The following is a 23,606-nucleotide window of genomic DNA, read 5'->3' as shown; positions in this document are numbered from 1 at the left end:
CTACCGTTCATCCCTATGAGATAAAAATAACCGCTCGTGGAAGTTGTTTTCACATCATTTGTGGTCACTACGCCCATGGTAACTTCTTATGTATTCCTACCCATGGCGTGGCAACTGAACTTGCGGCACTAACCGATACCTTCTGGAACTTAGAACGCCTTACGAATTATCATCCGAATTTTTCAAAAACAGATGCCATCAGCATTATTTATGCCTTGAAGGCGATTAGTTCATATATAGATATTTAACTCAAATCATAAGCGAGGTCACTCGCTTTTTTTCTTTGGATCATTTAATATGCACTAAATATGAGGCAGTTTATTTAATGTGCTCATTAGGCCGCTAATAATTTGCTTCTGATCCCTAGACTAGGCACGATTTAGGATTAAACAATGCGACTGATGGTGGTGCTTTTAATTTGACGGATAACAATTTAACTACCGCTGACGTGACTAAAGCCATTAGTCCGTTTGATAGTTTGGAGGTTTTTAATGCCTAATCTCCAAGATATTTTTGTGCGTTTCTTTGAGGACTATTGTCAAACCCACAATCCCTCATATGATCAATATAAAGTCATGAATGCTCTCATGGCTTGTCGTACTTCTAAACTGGGGGGACATCATAATGTTTGCACAAATTGTGGTGAAACTTCTATTGCTTATAATTCTTGTCGTAATCGTCATTGCCCACTTTGTCAGTCTTTCAAAAGAGAAAAATGGCGTGTTGATCGCAACTCTGAACTTTTAAATGTCCACTACTTCCATGTGGTTTTTACTGTCCCTGAAGAACTCAATCCAATTTTCTTTGCCAATCAAGCTTTGATGTACAATTTGATCATGAAGTCTGCTTCTAAAACGCTCTTGTCTCTAGCTGCCGATAAAAAGCATCTAGGAGCTCAAATTGGTCTAACTGGTATTCTCCACACATGGGGTCAAACACTTTCTTATCACCCGCATGTTCACTTTATTGTACCCGGTGGGGGGCTTTGTACTAAAACCATGCGCTTTAAAAAAACCCGAAAAAATTATCTAATTCATGTTAAAATACTCAGTCGTGTTTTTAAAGGCATTTTTATGAAAGCCTTGAAAAAACTTTTTTACGAAGGTCAATTACAAGGTTGGAATACAAATGAATGTGCATCCGCTTTGGACTTTCAAAATAGAATTGATGCTGCCTATTCAAAAGCTTTTGTAGTTTACGCCAAAGAAAACTTTGACTCACCTACTCACGTGGTTAACTACTTATGTCAGTATACTCATCGTGTGGCCATTTCCAATCACCGCATCCTCAAAGTCACTGATGATCACGTCACTTTTAGATATAAAGACAATAAAGACTCCGGAAAAACCAAACAAATGACACTTACTGGCACAGAATTCATACGCCGGTTTTTAATGCATGTACTGCCTTCTGGCTTTGTGAAAATTAGACATTATGGCATTCTCGCTGCTAGAAACAGGCCCACAAAGCTTGCTCACTGCCAGCGCATTATGAAGATTATTCCTTCTAAAAAATCCAGTGATTATACTGCACTTGAGTTTCTAGTCAAATTTATGCGCCTTGATTTTTCTAGGTGTTCAAAATGCCCTTTAGAACCTTCTAATTGTGATACTGTCATGCAAGAGGCTACACCACATATTGGTGCAGGTTAAGCTTTTGAAACTTAATAGATTCTTACACGTCCAAATGATTGAATGTACTTTCATGGGGAGGGGGAATCTATGTCATTGTATCAATTTTTCTATGGATTCACAATCTCATTTTTACCTTTTGTAAGGCGTTTATTCAAAATCTGTTCTAAAAAACCTAAAGAGCAGATCATTGGATACCCAAAGATAATGGTGACGCGGCTTCGCCCAACACAATGTTCCTAAATCACATTTTATGCCTCCTTGAGGCTTATTTTTTTGTGTGATTTAGAAACATTACTTTATGTTAGACGATGGATTTTATTATCCTATAACTGAATAAGCTCATTAATATCATACTTATAGCTCATACTCGTATTGGATAACTTCATTTCATATACTGTAACATTTCGTTCTTTAAATATATTAGAAATTTCTTCCTTGTATTTTACTCCAATTCTTATACCTAAATATACATTATTTAATTTAATACCAATTTTTGCGTAATCAACATTTTTCCCCTTTTTAAATCTTGAGTTTCCATTATCTCTATTAATATCCTAAAAGTTTGATTTAATGTACTCAAATCCAAATAAGTACATATTTTTTTGACTGAACAGCGCTTAAACTATTGATTTTACTGCATTTCCTATTGATTTTTAAATTGAGTATATGTTATAATTTATATATACTCAATTAGGAGGTGCCCCAAATGCCAGCAAAAGCATCCGGCGAGGTCAAAACTCGCATCATTCATAGTCCTCAGAAGAATGGAGATATCTACGTTCTTGAGCGAAAAACCGTTTATGATCCAGTGAAAAAATATAATAAAGTTCTTTCCACTAAGTTGGTATCCAAAATTCCAAAAGGAACAGAAATTTCAGTACCAACAAGACCAAAGCGAACAATAAAGTCAAATGAACATGAAAATGTATCAAATGAAACTCTGAAAAAAACTACTTTTCAGACGAATCAAATCATTGCCTCACGTAAGCGAGTTGGCATGATGAATATTATAGACCATATAGGCAAGGCTTCAGGAATAGATGCTACCCTATATGCAAACACTGACATCGGAACTGCGCAGAAGATCATATCTTTAGCGAGATATCTCTTGGCATCAGATGGTCAAAGCCTACCAGGCATTGCGACTTGGCAATATAATCATCCTTTGCCTTATAGAGAAGGTATCTCCGAAGAGGTTTATCACAGACTGTTTAAGGACGTAGGACTTAATGAAAGTCTGCAGCAAAATTTTTTCAAAGGCAGATGCGACGAGTTGAACGGTGGTGCTGGCATCGCTTATGATTCAACAACTTTCTCCACTTACTCAGAAAACCAGTTGGAAGCTAGATATGGTTTTAACAAAGCAAACGATGGATTGAAGACAGTGAAATACCTTGCTCTTTATTCGATTGAGAACAGACAGCCTATTGCCTTTACTAAACAGCCAGGGGATCTGTCTGATGTGTCAACTATCAGTAATGCACTAAGTCAACTACTTGCACTTGGTGTATCGGGTGCTGAGATTATAACCGATAATGGTTACTATTGCGAACAGAACATATCAGAAATGTTTCAGGCTCACTTTGATTTTATTACGCTTGCCAAGACCGGCCTTAAGTGGATCAAGTCAGAGATTAATAACCACCAAAATGAATTGGAACGCCTATCAAGTGTTTGTCCGTATGATCCGACGACACACGGTATCACTGTCATGCTCATGCGTGACTTTGTCAAGGTACGTAAATATTCCAACAAAAAAACCGGAGTAGCACAGGGAGAGGAAGAAACATTTTCTCGCCGTGTTTATCTTCACATTTACTATAATGCAGCTCGTAAAGTTGATGAGGATCAAGCTTTTGAGCGAGGTCTACTTTCCCTCAAGAAAAAACTCGAGGAAGGCACATCAATAGAGGATTTGAATGATGCCGCTCAGACGCGGGTGAAAAAATATTTAGTCATCAGGACTTGGGGCAAGAAAATGGTCATTAGTTTTAATGAAAATGCATGCGCCCAGGCCAAGAAAAATCATGGGTATTTCACATTGGTTTCCAGTAAAGAAAAAGACACCTTTGTAGCTCTTTCTAAGTACAGAAAGCGGGAATATATAGAGGATTATTTTCGTTCATCAAAGCAACATGCAGATAGTATGCGGATCAGAGTTTGGGATGCGGATACACTCCGAGGAAGGATGTTTGTACAATTTATATCGCTTTGTTACTACGAATACCTTAGTGAGACTGTACGAACGATGAAGTTATCTCTTGGTGTGCCAAATGGAAATCACGACCACGATCTTAAACAAAACCTTGATCAGGAGAAAAAGCTTAAAAGCTGGCTTGATAACACGCCAATTTATCTACAGCTACAGTGGTTTGATGCTATAGAGGGAATTGAAATATCCTCAGCATTACAATCAAAACGTTGGACTACCGAGATGACAATAAGGGATAACCTGTTTATTCAGAGGCTTGGGCTCAAATCGGGATTTTAATTTGAGTACAGCTTATCTAACTTTTAGGCTTGGAAGGCTCTAGAAGTTTTTGGTGATTTAACCGTTTACGATCGAACGGATGAGAATAAAATCATTGAAAACATTTCAGATTGTGAAATCGTATTTACGAATAAGACGCCACTTACAGAAGCGACCCTAAAAGCATGTCCAAGCATTAAATTTATAGGTGTATTGGCCACGGGCTATAATGTTGTGGATGTTCAAGCGGCCAAGAGCCTGAAAATCACTGTTTGTAATATCCCTGACTACGGAACGGATGCTGTTGCACAGTATGTATTTGCCTTATTATTGGCAATGTGCCATAGAGTCGAAATGCATTCAAGATCCGTTTTTGAAGGGGAGTGGTCTAATAGCACGGATTTTTGCTATTGGAAGTCACCACTCGTGGAACTGGCTGGAAAGACCATGGGGATCGTTGGCCTTGGTCGAATCGGTAAGAGAACTGGCGAGATTGCAAATGCATTTGGCATGAAAGTGATCGCCTATGCCAGACATCCTGATTTAGATCTTGTGAACGAGAGCTTTGGTTATGTGACACTAGATGAACTCTATGAACAATCTGATGTGATTTCGCTTCATGTGCCACTCGTTGAAAATACGCACGGCATGATTGATAACGTAGCCATTTCAAAGATGAAAGCGGGCGTTATCTTAATCAATACCTCTAGGGGACCTTTGATTGTAGAGGCTGATCTTGTGGCTGCATTGAGATCGGGCAAAGTGAAATCGGCGGCACTTGATGTGGTTTCGGTTGAGCCTATTGAAAAGGGGAGTGTTCTTTTGGATGCCCCAAATTTGATTATCACACCTCATATCGCTTGGGCACCTCAAGAAGCGAGGGCAAGGCTATTAAATATAGCGGCAAATAATCTAAAGGCATTTTTAGAGGGCGCACCCACGAATGTTGTGAATCAGTAACGCTGTAGAGGGCCTCTGTTATTATTAGGATGTATAAAGAGATACACCCTCAAAGCGTATACTCAGTCCGCTTCGCTACCTTCGCAACACTTGCACAATCCTATTGGATTGCATTCAGTGGGCGTTTGGACTCCCACTGAATTAGGCATATGAATCCCCACTTAGAGAAGTGGGGAACATCCCCTCAAGGGTCATTATAACTGGGTTTTTACATGGGTTCTTACGATTGACTTTAGAATTAGATTTAGAATCTATATTGTCCGACCAGTTTATAAGAACCGGGTAAAGCATACTCTGCTTTGAGTGCGTCCATATGCCAACTGCCTCTGATACCTGAATCATGGAGTCCAACTTCAAAGTAGAACATAGCGATACCGGCATCAATACCTTGAATAAAAGGGGACAAGTCATCTGATTGATCCATGACAAGGTCTATATGATTCTCACAGATTACGAAATACCAAGGTTGTCTGTTGCCATATGACGGTGCAAGACGCATATAGAAAAGCGCTTCGTGCAAACCTCTCATTTCAAGTTCTCTAATTTCTGGGGTATTTCCCCAGGTGTTTAAATAAGCGAGTTCAGTGATGGATTTGCGAGAACTCATGGGTTCTTTTGTGTGGTTGGGATTGATATCGGGATAACCTAAGTCTGTAAGTGAAGATAAGCTGTTGCTTCGAGAAGCCGCATAGATTTCGCCACCTTGAAATTCTTTTTTGGCATAGCCTACAGCGATTAATGCCACTGCTTTTTTTGAAGTTTCAATTGATAAAATTTGCTTGAGCTGGTTACTGTCTCTCACTTCAAGCCAACAAGAACCGATGTCTTTTTTAAGGGCGTTGAGGATAAACCATTCGCCAACATATCCTGCCATGTTGAGACTAAAATCATCTTGATGGCTAAAAAGTGCATAGTAATGCGGTGCAGTGATCATTTTACCAAAGTAGCCCGAAACGGTTTCAAGTTGTGGCGCTAAACCAAAGCCATTTTCAATAAACCTGAATTCAAGACTAGATATTTTTGAAATTTCAGGTTTCTCTAGTAACAGATTACTCAAATACTGTAGAGCTTCATTAGATAATTTTTTATGCTTATATTCTCTGACAGAATGTCTTTTTTCTGCAAGTTTTAAAGATTTCATAAATAGGCCTCCTTGTTAAATCGGTAATATTATATTGGTAATAGTATGCGTCAATACATTATACATTTACCCTTATTATGGAATGTTTAATCGTAAGTGTAATGAAATGTAATTTTAAAAGAAGGCTTTAAATAATATGTTATAATAAGGATGTGTGGCAATAAAAAATATTTTTTGGATCAATAAGTGATTTGTAGCATTTAAGGAGGTCTGATGTATTCAGTAGAAAGAATAATACGATATGAAAGAAAGGCTCAAGGTATTTCACAAGAAAAATTGTCTGATGGCATTTGTTCAGCAAGTTATCTCTCTAGAATTGAAACAGGCGATGTGAGACCGAGTTCTGAAATCTTAGAAAAATTAATGGAGCGTTTAGGAAAGCAGATCTCAAAATATACCCAATTTAAAAGCGAGACAGAATTGAAGGTAGAAAATTTGAAATATGAAGCGAGACGATTTTATACGATGGGAAATTATTTGATGCATGAGCGCTGTATTGAACAGCTTCAATTGTTAGAAGATGATGAAGAGACACTTTTCAATAATCAATTTTTGAGACTTCATCAGTATCTTCTAGGTAATAAAAATGAATGCTCAAGTAAAAAAAAGCTTGAAGAACTATATGACATATTAAAGCTTACCAAAACTGAAGTTAGACTAGAGCATATATCGAATGAATTGTTAACGCAGGATGAAGTGATCTTAATAAACAATATAGCAATTCAATATAAAGATTTAGGAGAAATGGATATAGCAATTAATCTACTTATTGAATTGAGACACTATTTAGAAAAACCCAATATTGAATTAGAACAGAAAAGAAGAACTTATCCAGTCGTTATGAGCAATTTATCAAAATGGCTATCAAGAATCTCCAGATACATAGAATGCATTGAGGTTTGTGATAAAGCTATTGAATATTGTATAGGTTGCGATAGTCATACAATGCTTGTAGATGCTTACTTCAACAAGGGCTATGCTCTAGCCAACTATGGCATGGTAGAGCAAGGGCTAAAATCTATGAAACTTGCTTATGATATTTCTATAGCGTTGAAACAAGACGAAATTACTCAAATTATCAAGCAGTTTTTAAAAACTGAGTACGCGTATGCTGTTGAAATTTAACTTCCAGTTTTGTCGGGGAGTATATAATATGTATTGGTCATAATTGTTCCGGAAGTTATAATGCATGTGAGTAAGATAAGTATGATATGAATCCGTATTTTTTTCATGTGACCTCCCTAAAATAATTGATGTGATCATAGAGAATGTTACCATTAATTTGGTTTTAATGACATTAACTGCGAGGAAAGTTTTTATTTCCATACGGTTAATGGCTTGTGGTTGAGCCAAATGTTATGATGCTCGTGGGTTCTCTGTGGTTGGATAAATATAATTATGAGAGATTAGTTTAAATTAGGGAGGAAACATATGAACATGAGTAAATTGGCTAAAAAATCTGGAAAATTAACATTAACATTTTTGATTGTGCTATGTATTGTATCTTTAAGTTTTGCATCGACATATTATTCGAATTTAACTATAAGTGGAAATTCAAGACACTATGGTGCAGGGAGATCTTATGATGCTGGCACTATGAAAATAGGCGTGAAATTTGATACTTTAAATAATCCTCAGTATTCGAATACGATTTATGTTGGATTAGAAGAAAAAAGTGGATGGTTATACAATGCAGTTTCCTCAACCGAAAAAGATTTTCCTAAGGACACATTGGTGACATCAAATTTTGGATTTCATAAAAATGGCACCTACAGATTTAATTTTTGCACATATGGCTATAACCTGTCGGGTGGAACTGCAAATTATGTAATAATGGGTAATTATTAAACACAAATTGCTTAAAATATAAATATATATTCACCAAGGAGGACCCTTCAGATGAATTCAGAAATTATAAGAATAGAAAAAATCGAAAAGCATTATGAGAAAGTCAGTGCACTTAAAGAGCTGTCCTTAACATTTTACAGCGGTAAGTTTTATGCCATAATGGGCGTCTCAGGATCAGGTAAAACAACTTTGATTAATATCTTGGGATTACTTGATAATCCTACCGCGGGCAATTACTATTTATTTCAAGAAGATACGAAAAGTTTGGATCAAAGACAGAAATCTTTGATTAGAAATAAGAAAATAGGGTTTATCTTTCAGTCTTTTTATTTGCTCTCGCATATGACTGCCGTTGAAAATGTCATGCTTCCCATGTATTTAGATGAGGCGATGACCTTAGAACAGATGCAAGAAAAAGCAATTCAAATGCTTTCAAAACTGGGACTCAAGGAGAGAACGGATCATTATCCAAAAGAACTCTCTGCTGGTGAACAACAACGCGTGGCAATAGCAAGAGCACTTGCAAATGATCCCGATATTATCATTGCAGATGAGCCAACAGGAAATCTAGATGAAAAAAATGAAGAAACAATCTTTAAAATATTGAAAGCAATAGTGAAGGAAGGTAAAACAGTCATCACAGTTTCCCACAACAAGGAAATCTTAAAATATGCAGATGAACTGGTTTATCTTGATCAAGGTAGATTGGGTGAACGTGATGCCTAAACCTAAAAATTTAGTACATATTGCATTTCTGAACTTACGAAGTAGGAAAAAGAATTTAATTTTTACAAGCATCCTGATGGGAATAGCTGTGATGGTTTTGCTGAGTAGTTACACATTTCTCAGTGCCATGGAATCGGTTAAAACAGATCTTGTTCAAAATGCCCCTTGTTCTAGAATGCTCTTTTTCGGGGTGCCTCACGCAGATGTGGATATTGACTTGGAAAAACTGAATGATGAAATTGATAAGGAGAAAGTTTTAGAATCAAATATCCTTCATTTCAGTGTTGATGGTCTATTTAAAAATACAAGTAAGTACATTCGAGCCGATTTTTATAACGATGCATATGATGCGTATATGATTAAAGGAAAAAAAATAACCAGAACCGATCATCGAAAAATTATATTGCCGAAGTATTTTTCATTGGACGATACGGATATGAATCAAATGTTTGGAGGTATTTCTGTTTTTGAGGATTACTCTGATGATATCGGTAAGGAGGTTGAAATAACTTTTCTAAGTAGTGAAGAAGGCAAGGCTGTGACAGAGATTTTTGAAATAGTTGGTGTATATGATAATGCAAAAAGTTTTAATAGCCCAAATGAGGTGTTGATTTCAGCAAATGATTTAAAGCATATAAGAAGTGCAATTTATGACGAAACTCAAAGAGGCGATTCATCAAGTCTTTTTGTAATCGCAAAAAATTATGATGATTTACAACTCATAAAAAATGAAATTCATCATATTATGGACCGTCGGATGGGAATCTTTGGAATGGGTAATTTTGATATTTTAACTGATTTTATCATGTTTTCAAAATTTGTTTTGACCATGATAAGTTTAACACTTCTAGTGGTGGGGCTGATATACATCTCTGTGAGCACTCTGAAGAGCATTGATGAGAGAGCCACAGAGATTGGCATCTTAAAAGTACTTGGATATCAAATCGCTCAGATTAAACGCATTTTTTTATTTGAGAATTTGTGGATGAGCTCAATTGCTTTAATAATAGGACTGTTTCTGTATTTTGTTGGTCTTGTAAGTGCTAACTATGTATTGAGTACCTATGGAAATCTTCAAATCAAACAAATACATTTTCTCATTCACCCATTTGTGGTCTTGATTTCAGTGGTTTCAATTCTTTTAATTATTTCACTTTTGACTATGAGCAAGCTCAAACATCTAGATCAAGAAGTTGAAATTGATCTCATTAGAGGACAATAAGATGAAGCAGAATGTAATTTTAAGAAGGCTATTAAAATTGTTAAAATGGTTTAGAGTTAAGAAATCACATGGCATAATTCTTATGACCTTATTCTTGGCGCTTATGATGACCTTGGAATTTTTATCTCTATACAACGATGATTTTGAAAAGAGTATTAACGCCAATATTGAGAACAGAAGTTTTAAAGTGGTGATACCTTTAGAGCAAGAAATTGAACCTGTAAGCACTTTCTTAGAGAAATCAGAAATAGTTCAAGCTTATGATATTTATAAAGATGAAAACTTTAATCTGTATGTTGTCACTTTTGTGCTCCAAGATTATTGGCAAAAAGAAGCCATAGAAAATCAGTTATTGAGGATTAATCCTGATGTATCCTTTTACGGCAGTAATTTTGATTTGGAATCGATAATGATTTTTCATTTTGGATCGAATCTAAAAGTATTTTTAAAAGTGGTTATTCTATTTTTGATTTTAATCATATTTTTAACTTTTGTAAAATGCAATAAAGCGATTAAAGACGAGCTGTTCTTATTGAAGGCACTGGGATATCAAAAGAAGCAAGTGCTTGTTATCTTGATAGGCCGGAGTTTGCGTTTTTTAATGGAAAACTTGATGCTGGCATTGTTGATAGAGATCATTCTGGTTAGAAATGTGTTCTTATTTTTAATTTCTAAAGAATCTCATTTTTCTGATATCAGCATTAAATGGTTTTTAAATATGAGCAATACCGCATATTTGACATTGTTTTTCATCGGATTAACAGTTCTTTATCAAATTATTTATGAATATAACCCTTGAGGAGATAACCCCCACTTCTCAAAGTGGGGGTTCATATTCCTAGTTCAGTGGGTGCGCAAACGCCCACTGAATGCAATCCTAACGGATTGCGCAAGGGTTACGAAGGTAGCGAAGCGGACTGAGTATACGCTTTGATCCCTTGAGGAGATGTCCCCCACTTCTCAAAGTGGGGGTTCATATTCCTAGTTCAGTGGGTGTGCAAACGCCAACTGAATGCAATCCTAACGGATTGCGCAAGGGTTACGAAGGTAGCGAAGCGGACTGAGTATACGCTTTGAACCCTTGAGGATCCGATAGGATTGTGCAAGTGTTACGAAAGCAGTGAAGCGGACTGAGTAGACGCTTTGAAAGGGGACAAGTTTTGAATACAATAAAGAGGCTCAACTTAATGGCATATATATTTGACTATAGAAGCTGCAAATATTTATGGGTTCAGGCTTTTATCGTTTTATGTGCTTATTTTGTTCTATTTTCTATCTTCTATTATTTTACATGCGATTTTTATACACAGGTTAATCAAAGTGATGATCATTTTAACAGAACACTTCAAGTTGAGATTACAACAATTACAAAGGTTACAGAAGCGCAAATAATAAGAGATGTTATCAGTATGCCAGACGTAGACGATGCTTATTATACGAACGTTGAAGGCAAGATGGACATTTTAAATATCTTACTTAAAGATTTCAGAAATAGAGATGATGTGCTTTACAGTTTGCCAAGCTACTTTGATACAATTAATGTTTTTACACATCAGATTGAAGCTGATAAATCAAAATTGGTTTTTTTCAGGAACAGTGGCATGCTGACAGTGGGCATGGTGGTCTTAGCCGTTATGCTTTTCATGAGACATTTTTCTAAAAAAGTGGTAATGACTTTAGGGTCTAATATGAAACTTTTATATATCTTGGGTTATCGGGATAAACTCTTATGGCGATTATGGGTAATCCCTGTAATTTTAGCACTGTGTATAAGTTTAATAGGTGCATTACTCATTCAGTATATTCTTGTAATGCCATTTATAAAAGCTGTTTTTCATGAAATCAGCTTTTTAGATCGATATGGACTTCATTATGATTTTAATCTAAATGGCATTGGATACGCTTATCTTTTGGGGCTGTTCTTCATTTTATTTTGGATCAAAAATAGAATTACAAAAGAAATTCGAAACGGGGTTCTCATTTAGAGGACCGTTTTTTATGCCAAAAGGTATTTTCATATGACAATTGAGAATGAACCCGCCCTAATGGGGTATAAATAATTCATATTGCAGTAAGGGGAGAATACAATATGAAGAGAAAAATATTTGTTTTTATACTGATCCTGATAATACTTGTAAGTCAAAAGAATGTATTTTTCACAGATATTTTTTTTGAAGAAGAAAGAATGCCTAACTTCGAAGAAATTGGTAGAAATCAAGGATTACTGGACCTATCTGTATCGAGCATAATTCAGGATAAAAATGGCTTTATTTGGTTTGGGACACAGGGGGGGCTTTCCCGATATAATGGGAAGGATTCTGTTGCTTATCGCAACAATCCGTTTGAAACAAAGGGGCTTATTCACAATTTAATTCAGACGATGTTTTATGATGAAAAAGAGCACGTCCTTTGGCTCGGGACTTATCAAGGCATTTCTAAATTGGATATTGAGCGTGATCAGTTTACAAACTATACGGTTGAAGACCAAGGCCTATCTAATAATGTAGTCGTGGCAATTGGCAAAGATAAAAACGAAGACTTTTGGTTTGGCACTATGGATGGTCTGAATAAACTTGATCCAGTGACAGGGAAATTTATCACTTATCCAGTAGAAGGTAAAGTGGTAAGAAGTCTTTTTTTAGATTCTAAAGAACGACTTTTGGTGGGCACTTATGAAGGCCTTTTTTATTTTGATGAAGTTAAGGACCGCTTGATCAAAGTTGAAATGAATTATCCATCTACCTATGTAATGGCGATAAAAGAGTTTGATGAAGGCACGCTCTCTTTAGGGCTGTGGGATGGCGGCGTAGTAGAGATGGACCTAGATTTTAAGGTGATCAAGCAACATACATTCGAGGATAATCGTGTATATACGATTCAGAAGACAGAAGATCAGACCCTTTGGGTGGGGACTTGGGGCGGTGGCTTGTTCAGCGAAAAGAAAAGTCATATCTATCACTTCCCAGGAACAGGTAAAAAAGGAGACCTTGGTCATTCGGTGGTTTATGCTTTGACAGAGGATAGATCTGGCATCCTTTGGATAGGCACTAATGGTAATGGGGTGTACAAGACAAATCCGAGAAAAGTCAACTATCTTGAATTCTCTAATGATCCAGATGATCCCATGACATTGGATGCAGGTAAAATCAATACGATTTATAAGGATTCAAAAGAGCGGTTGTGGATTGCAGTTTACAATAAAGGACTCAATGTATATGATGAGCAGAAAAAGGAGATGATTAAGTATAATACAAAAAACACAGCATCTAGAAGGCTAGAAAACGATCAGATTATGAAGTTGGTCGAATACAATGGCAATCTTTTAATTGCATCTGGAACGGGGATTGGCCAATATGATTCAGAGGTTGACAGCTTTGTTAATACTCAGATACTTCCTGAAAATACAATTACGTATGTGCTCCATGTAGATGAGAGAAACCACTTGTGGGTGGGAACATATTTAGATGGGGTCTATGAATATGATGAGACGTTTAAGAAACTTAATCATTTCAACGTTGAGAGTATTGAAAATAGACTTACAGATAATTTGGTTTACGATATCATAAGCGACGCTAAAGGTCGTATTTGGATTGGGACTAATAATGGTCTCAATATTTATGAGCCCAAGACAAATGTGATGAAGTCCTATTTCAAAGAAGAAGGCAATTTCTCCGCACTTGCAAGTAATACAGTACGCTCAATATATGAAGATATAGAGGGGACCATTTGGATTGGAATGATTGGTGGTGGTATTTCAAAATACCAAGAAGAGACGGACTCGTTTAAGAGCTTCACAGAAGCAGAGGGGCTTGTAGACAATACGGTTATCAGTATGAAAGCATCTGAAGATGGTCGCATATGGGTAGCAACGCATAATGGAATCTCCATAATAGATCCCCAAACGGAAAAGATTATTAATTTAACACTTGCAGATGGTATTGGTGGGTATATGTTTACAGGGGATGGCTTTGTGGATAAAGAGGGCTATCTCTATTTCGGAGGGACTCATGGAATCACTAAGTTTCCCCCCGTGACTAAAATTATCAGTAACACAATGCCGCCAATTTACATTACGAATATCGCGGTATACAACACACCAATAGAACAAAATGTTAAAATATTAAATAATAAAAATTATGTTTTAAAATCAAATGAAAATTACATCAGTTTTGATTTTAATGCATTAGATTATGAGACTTTGTCGCAAATTCAGTACAGTTATAAATTATCAGGTGTAGATGCGGATTGGGTTGAAAGCGGAAATCGAAATTATGTTTCTTATTCAAATTTGGAATCTGGGAATTACAAATTTTCTGTGCGAATTAAAACCATTCAAGGCGAATACTCTAATCCAGAAATAGTCACTTTTATAATTCTGAGACCATGGTATAATACCCTATATGCATATGTGCTCTATATGTTGATCGGAGCCTTTATTCTATTTAGCCTTTTTAAAATTAAAGAAAGTCAAATGGTCACGGCTCGTAATCTAGAACTTGCAAAACTCAATGATAAGCTTGAGTCCGTTGTGAGCGAACTTGAATCCGTATCCATAAAAGATGCGCTGACAGGAATTTACAACAGACGGTACTTTAATATGGAGTTGAATGATTATCTTCAACTTGCCAAGAGGAGCAACAGTCATATCTCTCTTCTGATGATAGATGTGGATGATTTTAAAAAAATTAATGACCAGTATGGACATGTCTTTGGAGATCATTTTTTAATTGCATTTGCGAGTCAAATTCAAGAGATTATACCTAGGAGCACGGATTTTTGCGCGAGATTTGGAGGGGATGAGTTTGCAGTGGTTTTAAATGATACAGACCTTGAAGGTGCTAATATTGTTGCAAATAAAATCTTCGAAAAGGTGCATAAGATACGTGTAGAAACTCAAGATCAGGTTGTATTAATAGAACCTAAAGTCTGCATTGGGGTCTCCTCAATTAAACCAGGGAAGGAATTGAATATGGAGCAATTTATTTCTAGCGCAGATGCTGCTCTTTATGAAGCAAAGCGGACAGGTAAAAACAAGATAGTGATCAAAGCTTAAAAATAAATGAATGTATAAGAAATGGAGTAAAGGTGTCGAAAAACGATCAAAGACGAACTCAAATAGACTATCAAACGATATTTAGTAGGGCATATCAATTAATGGATGAGCCCATAATAGAGGGGAATTGCGGTGAACTTTGTGGATATCACTGCTGCAGGCGGCAAGAAAAAACGGGTGAAAGACTTGGCATGTATCTTTTGCCACTCGAATTTGAATATATGCAAAGTGGGCAGGTTACTGATTATGAGATTCACAGTTGCCTCATATATGATATGCCGCCTAAAATTAAAAAAATGATATATATTTTTTGTCACGAATCTGAGGGGTGTCTTAGAACTTTAAGGCCTGTGCAGTGTAGAACTTATCCCTTTGAGCCGCATTTAGATGAAAGTGGTTTTTCACTCGTCATTGAAAAAGATCAGATACATGCATGTCCGCTATTAAATCGTATTTCAGAGTGGCGACCAGCTTTTATAGAAGGTGTTTATAAGGGGTGGATAGAGCTGCTCAATATTCCGATCATCAAATATCATATCCTTTACTTTTCAAAGGAAAGAAATGAACTAGAGAATATAAGCAAACGATATACCGATAAAGGTTGGGAATGTGATGTATCAAATACCTGGAGCTTGTATCAGGGTTGCGTTTGTGGATGAAAACGCCTCTTCACATTCAGACGATTTTGTGGTTAATGGCAAAACGGAACGTGGACATGAAGCTGTTTTGCACGCATCAAAAATTATCGCTGGGACGGTCTTTGATCTTATCACATCAGAGACTTTGATTAAAGACATCAAACTCGAATTTAAAGAGCAAAAATCAAAAATGGCATCTTATTAGAGTCTATAAAATCAAGAACCAGCCCTAGTTTAATGAAGGTGCTGGTTTTTTTAGATTGAAAGCGTACACTAGAAGATAGTGGGTATTAATGGACTAGTCAATAATCTAACGAATTGAGGCGTACAAAATGAAAAAAATGCATTTGCTTTATAGGATTACTAGCATTTTGTTACTGGTAATTTCATATGTAATTTATAATAGTCAACTATACATACATTATGATGTGCTCCTTGATTATTTTATTCCCATTGGAATCATTGTTATAAGTGTCTATGAACTTATTTTGATACAAGATAGAAGGCTTAATTTATCAAAGGTATTGCAATTTCTGATGCTATCCACTTTGTTGTTTTCAAGTCTTTATCATATCCAAACCCATCTCATCAAAACGGGAAATTCAACACTCTTAATTGGTGAATTCATTATTATGGCGCTTATTTTAATTTTTGATAATGAAGAATATAAGAAAATGAATACAAAAGGGTTAATTCCGTTCTGCGTTGCAGTGACACTTGCATTGACTTTTGACTTTTGGATTTCTTCGCAAATTGCTGCGAATCCTCTTTCAGATGCAGTTGTTAACATGGCCATAAATGCAGAAGGGATTATTTTTTTAGTGCTCTTTGCTTTTTTACTCTACAGAGGGGTTAAGTATAAAGGGGTGAGATACATCGTAGAACGTGGGTTTATATCTGCTATATTGCTATCGGCAGTTGTGATGTCCTATTTTCCTATTTCGAACGATAGAGTCGGTACGGAGAACTTACTCATTTTTATGAAATGGTTTGCCTATATGCTGATTATTGATCTTGTGATCTCAAATCTAAAGGAAGATATGTGGCTGGCAAATGAATCTTACATGATGGATTACTTTGAAGCCTTTAAAAAAAATGTTAACGCCTTTATGCTCATTCAAAAAAAAGATAACGTGCGATATATCATAAAGAATCTAAACGACAAAGCGCAACGATTGTTGCAATTGAAGAAAGATGGCATTGAAAATTTTACTCTAGATGATTTTTTTAATTTGAACATCGAATTTGTTAGGTATTTAAATGAAGCAGGCACCTATTTGCTCTTAGATCAGAAGGTAAGGCGGAGGGATAAAGCCGAATTTTATGCGGATATTCAGATTCAAACCATCACCAAGCATGAAATTATCTTTAGTATTGTGGACGTACGAGATATTACCAAACGGAAAGAAATATTAAAAAAGATTGCGATTAGGGAATCTGTCTTTAGTAATGCAGTGGAAGCGATTATGATTGTTGATGATCACGATTTGATTGTTGATATAAATCCAAGTTTTGAAAAGATTTATGGCTATAGTCGTTTTGAATGTATCGGCAGTAGACCGAGTATCATTAAATCAGGGGTCTTAGATCGGAAGTTTTATGACCGTATGCAGTATGAAGTTCAAAATAAGGGGTACTATCAAGGTGAGTTTATTAATAAAACTAAAATTGGAGAACTTGTAACGCTCAACCAAAGTATTTCTAGGCTTTATTTAGAAGATACAAATGAAATATATTATGTATCTATTGCATCGGATATCAGTGAAAAGAAAAAATCTGAAGCGCTCATTTTTGATCTTGCTTTCAGGGATAATGTGAATAAAATTTTTAATCGCACCTATTTGCTTCAGCATGAAGCGTATTATCCATATCAAGTGGCCTCACTTGTAACGATAACGGATTACAAATTGCTTATGGGCTATTTTGATAAAGAATTTTTAGATTTATTCATGAGTACCATCGTTCGCAAGTTGGAAATGTCGGTTGATGAAGGCAATTTATTCAAGTGGAGCGAAAATCAAATTTTGGTTCTTATTCAGGTGGATGAGGCAGCTCAATCAGATTATGAAAAAGAATCCATTGAAGCGATATACCAAGCATTAACCCAAAATGTCATTATTCAAAATCAACAGATTCATCCGGAAATTACGGTGACTTGGATTCGCTCTAAATTAAGCCATCAAGATATGCGAAAAGATTTGCATTATCTGGATGCGACGTTGGCTTATGCGATTAAACAAAATGTGAAAGTGCTGGAGTATACTCAAACACTTGAGGGCGAGTTTGAAAGGGCAAAACAGATTGAAATTTTGTTGAAAGATGCCATATTAAATAATGAATTATTTGTGCTCTATCAGCCCATTGTGGATATTCAAGATAATGTCATCAAGGGTTTTGAGGCTTTGGTTAGATGGCAAAGTCCAATACTTGGGATAGTGCATCCACTTGAGTTTATTGGTGTTGCAGAAGGCAATCAATCCATTTTAAATGTTGGTTTTTTCGTAGCAAACAAGGCGTTAAAATTGTTAGCGGATATTCAAGAAGCGATGCCTGATGTTTTTATGGCGATCAATGTGTCTGTAATTCAGCTTATGGATCAACATTTCTTTGAACAGATTAACAATTTGGTTAAGCGATATGGCATATCTCCGCCTCAAATCTCAATTGAAATTACAGAGTCTCAGGATCTTTATAATCTGTTTAGTGTGAGCAATAATCTTTCGAAATTTAGAGAAGCAGGCTATTTGTTGTCAATAGATGACTTTGGGACAGGTTTTTCGACGTTATCGCGCATTAATAACATAAATCCGGATTATGTAAAAATTGACAAGGTGTTTTTTGATGATATTGAGACCTCTATTCGATCGACCCTTTTGACGAATGGCATTATTGCTTTTACAGAGCAAATTGGACTCAATGTCATAGCAGAAGGCATAGAGACGATAGAACAACTGATCTATCTTAAAAACCAAAATGTTAGATATATACAAGGGTTTATATTCAGTTATCCAATCAGTGATGTACAAGTTAAAAATCTCATTGAGTCGCCTATGGAAATTGAGCGCTTTTTCTCAGAAGAGTTCAACGAAGATCTAAAATTACTTCAAAAATTTGATGACAGTATTGTCAATGATCATATGAAACTAAAGGATTTAAGTTTTATTGAATTTGATGATACGCTTAAAATATTGAGCTGTAGTCGATCTTTTATGGAACTTGTGGGGTATGATTTTGAGAAAATTCTAAATCAGCCGATCACAAAATTTTTTATCTTGAAGGAAAGAGAAGAATGGGAGGATCTGTTCACAAGAACTACCCGTGCTTTTGTGAGTCATGTGGAAACTTCACTCGGCAAAGAAATTAGCGTCATGGTGAACAGCAGGGTGGAATTTGATAAGAAGCAGGATAAACTCAAGGTGTACTGTATACTAAAAGACCTTTCAGATCAGGCGAATGTAATTCAACAATTTTTACTGGAGCAAGAATCTTTTATAAAATTCTTTGAATATTCGCCTCTTCCGAGTATTGTTTGGGAAGAAGATTTTAAAATTGTCGTAGCAAATGAAAGGGCTTATCACCTCTTTAGAAATCCGGAGAAAATAACGGAAAATCCAAATCTAAAAAATGTTCTCAATAAGGATACTTTTAAAGATTTTAGTTATTACTACAATCGATTATTTGCAGGTTATGCTCAGGAATTTATGATAACGATTGTCGATGACAATGGCATTCTGCGTGAAACGCTATGGCACAATGCCCCTTTATTTGATGATAATGGAGGCGTAAAACAAGTGCTCACGATTATACAGGATTTAACCGAATTGAACCGGCAGACTGAAATTTCTAGAATATTGAGTAACGCAGCAGATTTATCAGATCGCCTCATTATTTATACGAATGATGTCTATGAAATTCTCTTTGCAAATCAAAAGACGATTGAGATGTTTGGGCTGTCCGAGTATGGTTACAATGTGTATTCTATTAAAGAATTAGATATTAAATTAATCGACCAGAGAAGTGAAAGCATAAATATTGAATCGCTTGGGTATGAGTCATGGTCAGGTGTGGCACAAGTCAAGGATATAAATGGAAATATCCGTATTTATGACGCCGTAAGAGATGGTTCTTATTATTCAGATCCCAAACTCATCAAAGGCTATATGTTTACTTTTAAGGATAAGCATGATGATTTTAAAGATCACCAAGAAATAGAACAACTCCGTAGAGCACTTCAAGAGCAAGATCGCTTGGTATCTGTGGGTAAGCTCATCGCTGGAATCGCACATGAAATCAATAACCCGTTGAGCTACTTATTGAGTAATACTCAATTCCTTCTTGAAACTGAAGCCCCTTTAGAAAAAGTGCTTGGGAGTGATTCGGATCTGCTTGAGGATCTTAAGGATGTTTTTAACAGTTATAATGAAGGCTTAAATGTGATTAAGACGATTGTTTCTGACCTCAAGAGCTATTCGAGAAAAGCAGATGAGACTGAGAAGACGAATTGTGACATCAATGTGTTGATCAGCCAAACGCTTCGAATTGCTCATAATGAAATCAAATATACAAGTGTGGCTAGATTGGATTTAGATGAACAGTTGCCTCTTATAAAAGGAAACGATTCAAAACTTCAACAAGTCTTTTTAAATCTGATCATCAATGCAAATCATGCCATTGTAGCACGATATCAAAATGAGATGGGCGAAATTACGATCAAGACAAAACAGGCACCTGATGAAGTGATATGTACGATTGAAGATAACGGTATAGGCATGACTGAGGAAGTTAAAGCACATATCTTTGAAGCATTTTATACAACTAAAGAGAAGGGTATTGGCACTGGACTAGGACTTTCTGTTTCCAAAGAAATTATTGAGGAATTCCATGAGGGCAAATTATCAGTGGAAAGCACAGTCAATGTCGGAACCAAATTTATAATCACGCTGCCCATAGCAGAGCGAGACTCAAAAGAGAATCTTGTAGATTAAGAGTGGACGTTTATATTGATGTATGATAATCTTTAGATATTGGACAAAACTTTGATCAACTGAAGACGAGTTGTCATATAATGATGAATTCGTCTTTAGTTGATTTAATGATAAAGTAGGAGAAAAGGAAGGCAATTTGGAAAATCAATTTAGTAATTTAGGGATAACAGAACCAATTGTAAAGGCACTAGAAAGCATGGGCTTTATTTCACCGACAGATGTTCAGACCAAGGCGATCCCACACATCTTAAATTCAGAAGATTTAATTGTGATGTCAAAGACGGGAAGCGGTAAGACAGGCGCATTCGGCATACCTGTATTACAGTCTGTTGATAATACCACAGAAGGTCCACAAGCTCTTATTTTGACGCCAACGCGAGAACTTGCGGTTCAAGTGGATAGTGATTTAAAACGGATGTCTAAGCATTTAAAAGTCAATACCACAGCGGTTTATGGTCAACATAATATTGTTACGGAAATGAGTGTGATTGAAAAAGGTGTTTCAGTGATCACAGGAACACCAGGACGTGTATTTGATCATATTAACAAAAAAACAATCTCAACGAAGAACATTCGATATCTCATTCTGGATGAAGCAGATAGAATGCTTGATATGGGCTTTATCGATCAAGTGGTTAAAATTATCAAAGCGTTGCCCAAAGATCGTGTAACCATGCTTTTTTCGGCTACGATGCCAAATGAAATTCAAAAGATTTGTAGAGAATACATGAAAGAGCCTATTACAATAGAGCTTGAATCAGATACAAAGACCGTAGATAGTATAAAACAATTTTATTATCGCGTTAATCCAGATGAGAAAAGAACTCAACTGGACAGACTTTTAAAATTAGAACAACCCGATAGTTGTATGGTTTTTTGTAATACGAGACATGTGGTGGATAGAGTCAATGATTTTCTGCTCAGAAGAGGTTATGTGGTGGATTCGCTTCATGGTGCTAATACTCAGACCAGTAGAACAAAAACCATTCAGAAATTTAAAAAGGGCGAATTGCAAATTTTGGTAGCCACAGACGTTGCCGCACGTGGTCTTCATATTGATGATTTAACGTTGGTCATTAATTATGATGTGCCTTCTGAAAAGGATAGTTACGTTCACCGAATCGGTAGAACGGGACGTGCAGGAAATGGCGGTAGAGCAATAACCCTTGTAACGACTTCAGAAGTTAGGAGTCTTTATGAAATTGAAGAGCATACGGGTGTTTTAATAGACGAAGAAGAGCTGCCGACGGATGAAGCGGTCAGAGAAGCGGTTAAAAATGCATCTGGAAAATGGGTGGGGATTATACCGACGGCGCCAAAATCCAGAACGCCACATACTCAACCTCATCGTGCTCAATCGCAACATTCTGACCGGAATTCAAGCAGAATGGGGAACTCTCCAAGACCAAAGCCCTCAACTTCTAAGGCATCAAGTGTGAGAAGAGCATCAGAATCATCCGCAACTGTGGGTCAGCGTTCAGAATCAACTCATAAAGAAGTGAGTTCTAAACAGGTACATCCCGTTAAACAAAATCATGTGAACAAACACGTAGAGCATCCGAAACATACAGAACAAGTTGGTGTGAAAAAGAAAGCAGTAGTCACCATATCAAAACCGGTTGTAATCTCGTCAAAGCCAAAGGCGCATTCAAAACCAGCTGTTGAAGTGACACCAACACCGAAAAAAACATTTATCAAGAAAATTGTTGAACGTATAAAAAAAGTAAAATAGCATAGCAAAAGTTATAATCATTGTCAGCCAAAACCATGTTTTGTCTGACCCGTATTCGTCTAACCGCAAAGCGCAGGTTAGACATTCCTGCTCTTTGCTGGACGAAGACTAATGATTTATATAACCCTTGAGGGACATCTCCTAATTCAGCGGGAGTCCCAACTCCCACTCCGATAGGGATTGCAAGGGGGTTACGAAGGTAGCGAAGCGGACTGAGTATACGCTTTGGTAAAGAGTGTTCATCTGAGCACTCTTTTTTAGATTGGAAGGGCATTGTTCAAGTGTGGAATTGTTAAGAGAACCATTAATTGATTTGTAAATATAACAAGTTGGTTCAAGTTTATTTTTAGGAATCAGATTAGTATTACTTGCTCATTTTTAGGAAGAAAAAAGGCATGCATTTGATATATAATAAAAAGCATAAGAAAGTTATTTAACCTAAAAGCCGAGAAGTCTCCTTCCTCTTAGCCTTCCTTGCTCAGGGAGTGAGAGCGTAGGTGGGAGATGAATCGGTGGTTTTTGCCTTTGAAATATGCTGCAGAAAATGCTATAATGTAATCAGTAGTAGTATACAAAGGAGGCTGGAAATAAATGAAAATGGATAATAATAATCATTCAGTGTTTTTGATGTATTATCATCTTGTGCTAGTAATCAAATATAGACGAATGGTCCTTGACGATGCAGTATCTGAAAGAGCTAAAGAAATATTCGAATATATCGCAAAAAATTACAATATAACATTGCTAGAGTGGAATCACGAAAGTGACCATATTCATATACTGTTCAAGGCACACCCAAATAGTGAATTATCGAAGTTTATTAATGCTTATAAAAGTGCGAGCTCAAGGCTACTCAAAAATGAATTTCAGTCAATTCGTCAAAAATTATGGAAAGAATATTTTTGGTCAAGAAGTTATTGTTTACTTACAACTGGTGGCGCACCCCTTGAAGTCATCAAGAAATATATAGAAAGTCAAGGTGAAAAGCATTGAATAAAGCGTTCAAATTTAGAATATATCCAAATTCAGAACAAGAAGTGCTCATAGGTAAGACTTTTGGTTGTGTGCGTTTTATCTACAATAAAATGCTAGGCGATAAAATAGAATATTACAAGAGGACAAATCAAAAACTTAAAAATACCCCCGCACAATATAAAGCAGAATTTGAATGGCTAAGAGAAGTCGACAGTCTAGCAC

At 36.2% G+C, this 23,606-nt stretch carries 17 protein-coding genes and 1 pseudogene; 17 read left to right on the top strand and 1 reads right to left on the bottom strand.

Annotation, left to right across the window (positions count from 1 at the left end; translation table 11 throughout):
• From F3D3_RS24390 to F3D3_RS22565, 4 genes and pseudogenes are all read left to right on the top strand, one after another.
• On the top strand, window positions 1–248 hold a 248-nt coding region (locus F3D3_RS24390; protein WP_175438469.1), incomplete at its 5' end, for a DUF6618 family protein.
• A 243-nt stretch (window positions 249–491) separates the two neighbouring features.
• Window positions 492–1,652, top strand: coding sequence for an IS91 family transposase (locus tag F3D3_RS22575; protein ID WP_069871115.1), 1,161 nt, complete (start codon window positions 492–494; stop codon window positions 1,650–1,652).
• Between the two features lie 688 nt (window positions 1,653–2,340).
• Complete coding sequence (locus F3D3_RS22570) at window positions 2,341–4,125, top strand: transposase (protein WP_069876700.1); 1,785 nt, start codon at window positions 2,341–2,343, stop codon at window positions 4,123–4,125.
• Window positions 4,126–4,185: 60 nt separating this feature from the next.
• Window positions 4,186–5,064: pseudogene (locus F3D3_RS22565) on the top strand (D-2-hydroxyacid dehydrogenase); the annotation flags it as partial.
• 244 nt (window positions 5,065–5,308) lie between these two features.
• On the opposite strand, the gene F3D3_RS22560 reads toward F3D3_RS22565, so the two are convergent.
• Window positions 5,309–6,205: a nitroreductase family protein gene (locus tag F3D3_RS22560; RefSeq protein WP_069876699.1), complete on the bottom strand. Its 897-nt coding sequence runs from the start codon at window positions 6,203–6,205 to the stop codon at window positions 5,309–5,311.
• Window positions 6,206–6,418: 213 nt separating this feature from the next.
• On the opposite strand from F3D3_RS22560, the gene F3D3_RS22555 reads away from it, so the two are divergent.
• The 13 genes from F3D3_RS22555 to F3D3_RS22495 all read left to right on the top strand — a co-directional run.
• Entirely contained in the window at window positions 6,419–7,330 is a 912-nt protein-coding gene (locus F3D3_RS22555) for a helix-turn-helix domain-containing protein (RefSeq protein ID WP_069876698.1), read from the top strand.
• 306 nt (window positions 7,331–7,636) lie between these two features.
• Complete coding sequence (locus F3D3_RS22550; protein ID WP_069876697.1) at window positions 7,637–8,053, top strand: hypothetical protein; 417 nt, start codon at window positions 7,637–7,639, stop codon at window positions 8,051–8,053.
• A 51-nt stretch (window positions 8,054–8,104) separates the two neighbouring features.
• Window positions 8,105–8,779 carry an ABC transporter ATP-binding protein gene (locus tag F3D3_RS22545; protein ID WP_069876696.1) on the top strand — a complete coding sequence of 225 codons (675 nt, stop codon included), beginning with the start codon at window positions 8,105–8,107 and terminating at the stop codon, window positions 8,777–8,779.
• Between the two features lie 76 nt (window positions 8,780–8,855).
• Complete coding sequence (locus tag F3D3_RS22540; RefSeq protein ID WP_175438468.1) at window positions 8,856–10,001, top strand: ABC transporter permease; 1,146 nt, start codon at window positions 8,856–8,858, stop codon at window positions 9,999–10,001.
• Between the two features lies 1 nt (window position 10,002).
• On the top strand, window positions 10,003–10,800 hold the full coding sequence (locus F3D3_RS22535) for a hypothetical protein (protein ID WP_069876694.1): 798 nt from the start codon (window positions 10,003–10,005) through the stop codon (window positions 10,798–10,800).
• 361 nt (window positions 10,801–11,161) lie between these two features.
• Window positions 11,162–11,986, top strand: a complete 825-nt coding sequence (locus F3D3_RS22530; RefSeq protein WP_207645409.1) for a hypothetical protein — start codon at window positions 11,162–11,164, stop codon at window positions 11,984–11,986.
• Window positions 11,987–12,090: 104 nt separating this feature from the next.
• Entirely contained in the window at window positions 12,091–15,054 is a 2,964-nt protein-coding gene (locus F3D3_RS22525) for a diguanylate cyclase (RefSeq protein WP_069876692.1), read from the top strand.
• Between the two features lie 32 nt (window positions 15,055–15,086).
• Window positions 15,087–15,713, top strand: coding sequence for a hypothetical protein (locus F3D3_RS22520; protein ID WP_069876691.1), 627 nt, complete (start codon window positions 15,087–15,089; stop codon window positions 15,711–15,713).
• Complete coding sequence (locus tag F3D3_RS22515; protein ID WP_069876690.1) at window positions 15,706–15,897, top strand: hypothetical protein; 192 nt, start codon at window positions 15,706–15,708, stop codon at window positions 15,895–15,897. Before F3D3_RS22520 ends, F3D3_RS22515 begins: the two co-directional genes overlap by 8 nt.
• 127 nt (window positions 15,898–16,024) lie before the next feature.
• Window positions 16,025–20,677, top strand: a complete 4,653-nt coding sequence (locus F3D3_RS22510; protein WP_069876689.1) for an EAL domain-containing protein — start codon at window positions 16,025–16,027, stop codon at window positions 20,675–20,677.
• A gap of 136 nt (window positions 20,678–20,813) precedes the next feature.
• Complete coding sequence (locus tag F3D3_RS22505; RefSeq protein ID WP_069876688.1) at window positions 20,814–22,409, top strand: DEAD/DEAH box helicase; 1,596 nt, start codon at window positions 20,814–20,816, stop codon at window positions 22,407–22,409.
• A gap of 591 nt (window positions 22,410–23,000) precedes the next feature.
• Window positions 23,001–23,402 (top strand): IS200/IS605 family transposase, encoded by a 402-nt coding sequence (tnpA, locus tag F3D3_RS22500; RefSeq protein WP_069876687.1) that lies wholly within the window; start codon window positions 23,001–23,003, stop codon window positions 23,400–23,402.
• A partial coding sequence (locus F3D3_RS22495; protein ID WP_175438467.1) for a helix-turn-helix domain-containing protein occupies window positions 23,399–23,606 on the top strand: 208 nt, incomplete at its 3' end. The genes tnpA and F3D3_RS22495, both read left to right, overlap by 4 nt.

The sequence above is a fragment of the Fusibacter sp. 3D3 genome, assembly GCF_001748365.1.
Taxonomy (GTDB): Bacteria; Bacillota; Clostridia; order Peptostreptococcales; family Acidaminobacteraceae; genus Fusibacter_A.
This window is presented reverse-complemented; position numbering and strand designations above follow the sequence as displayed.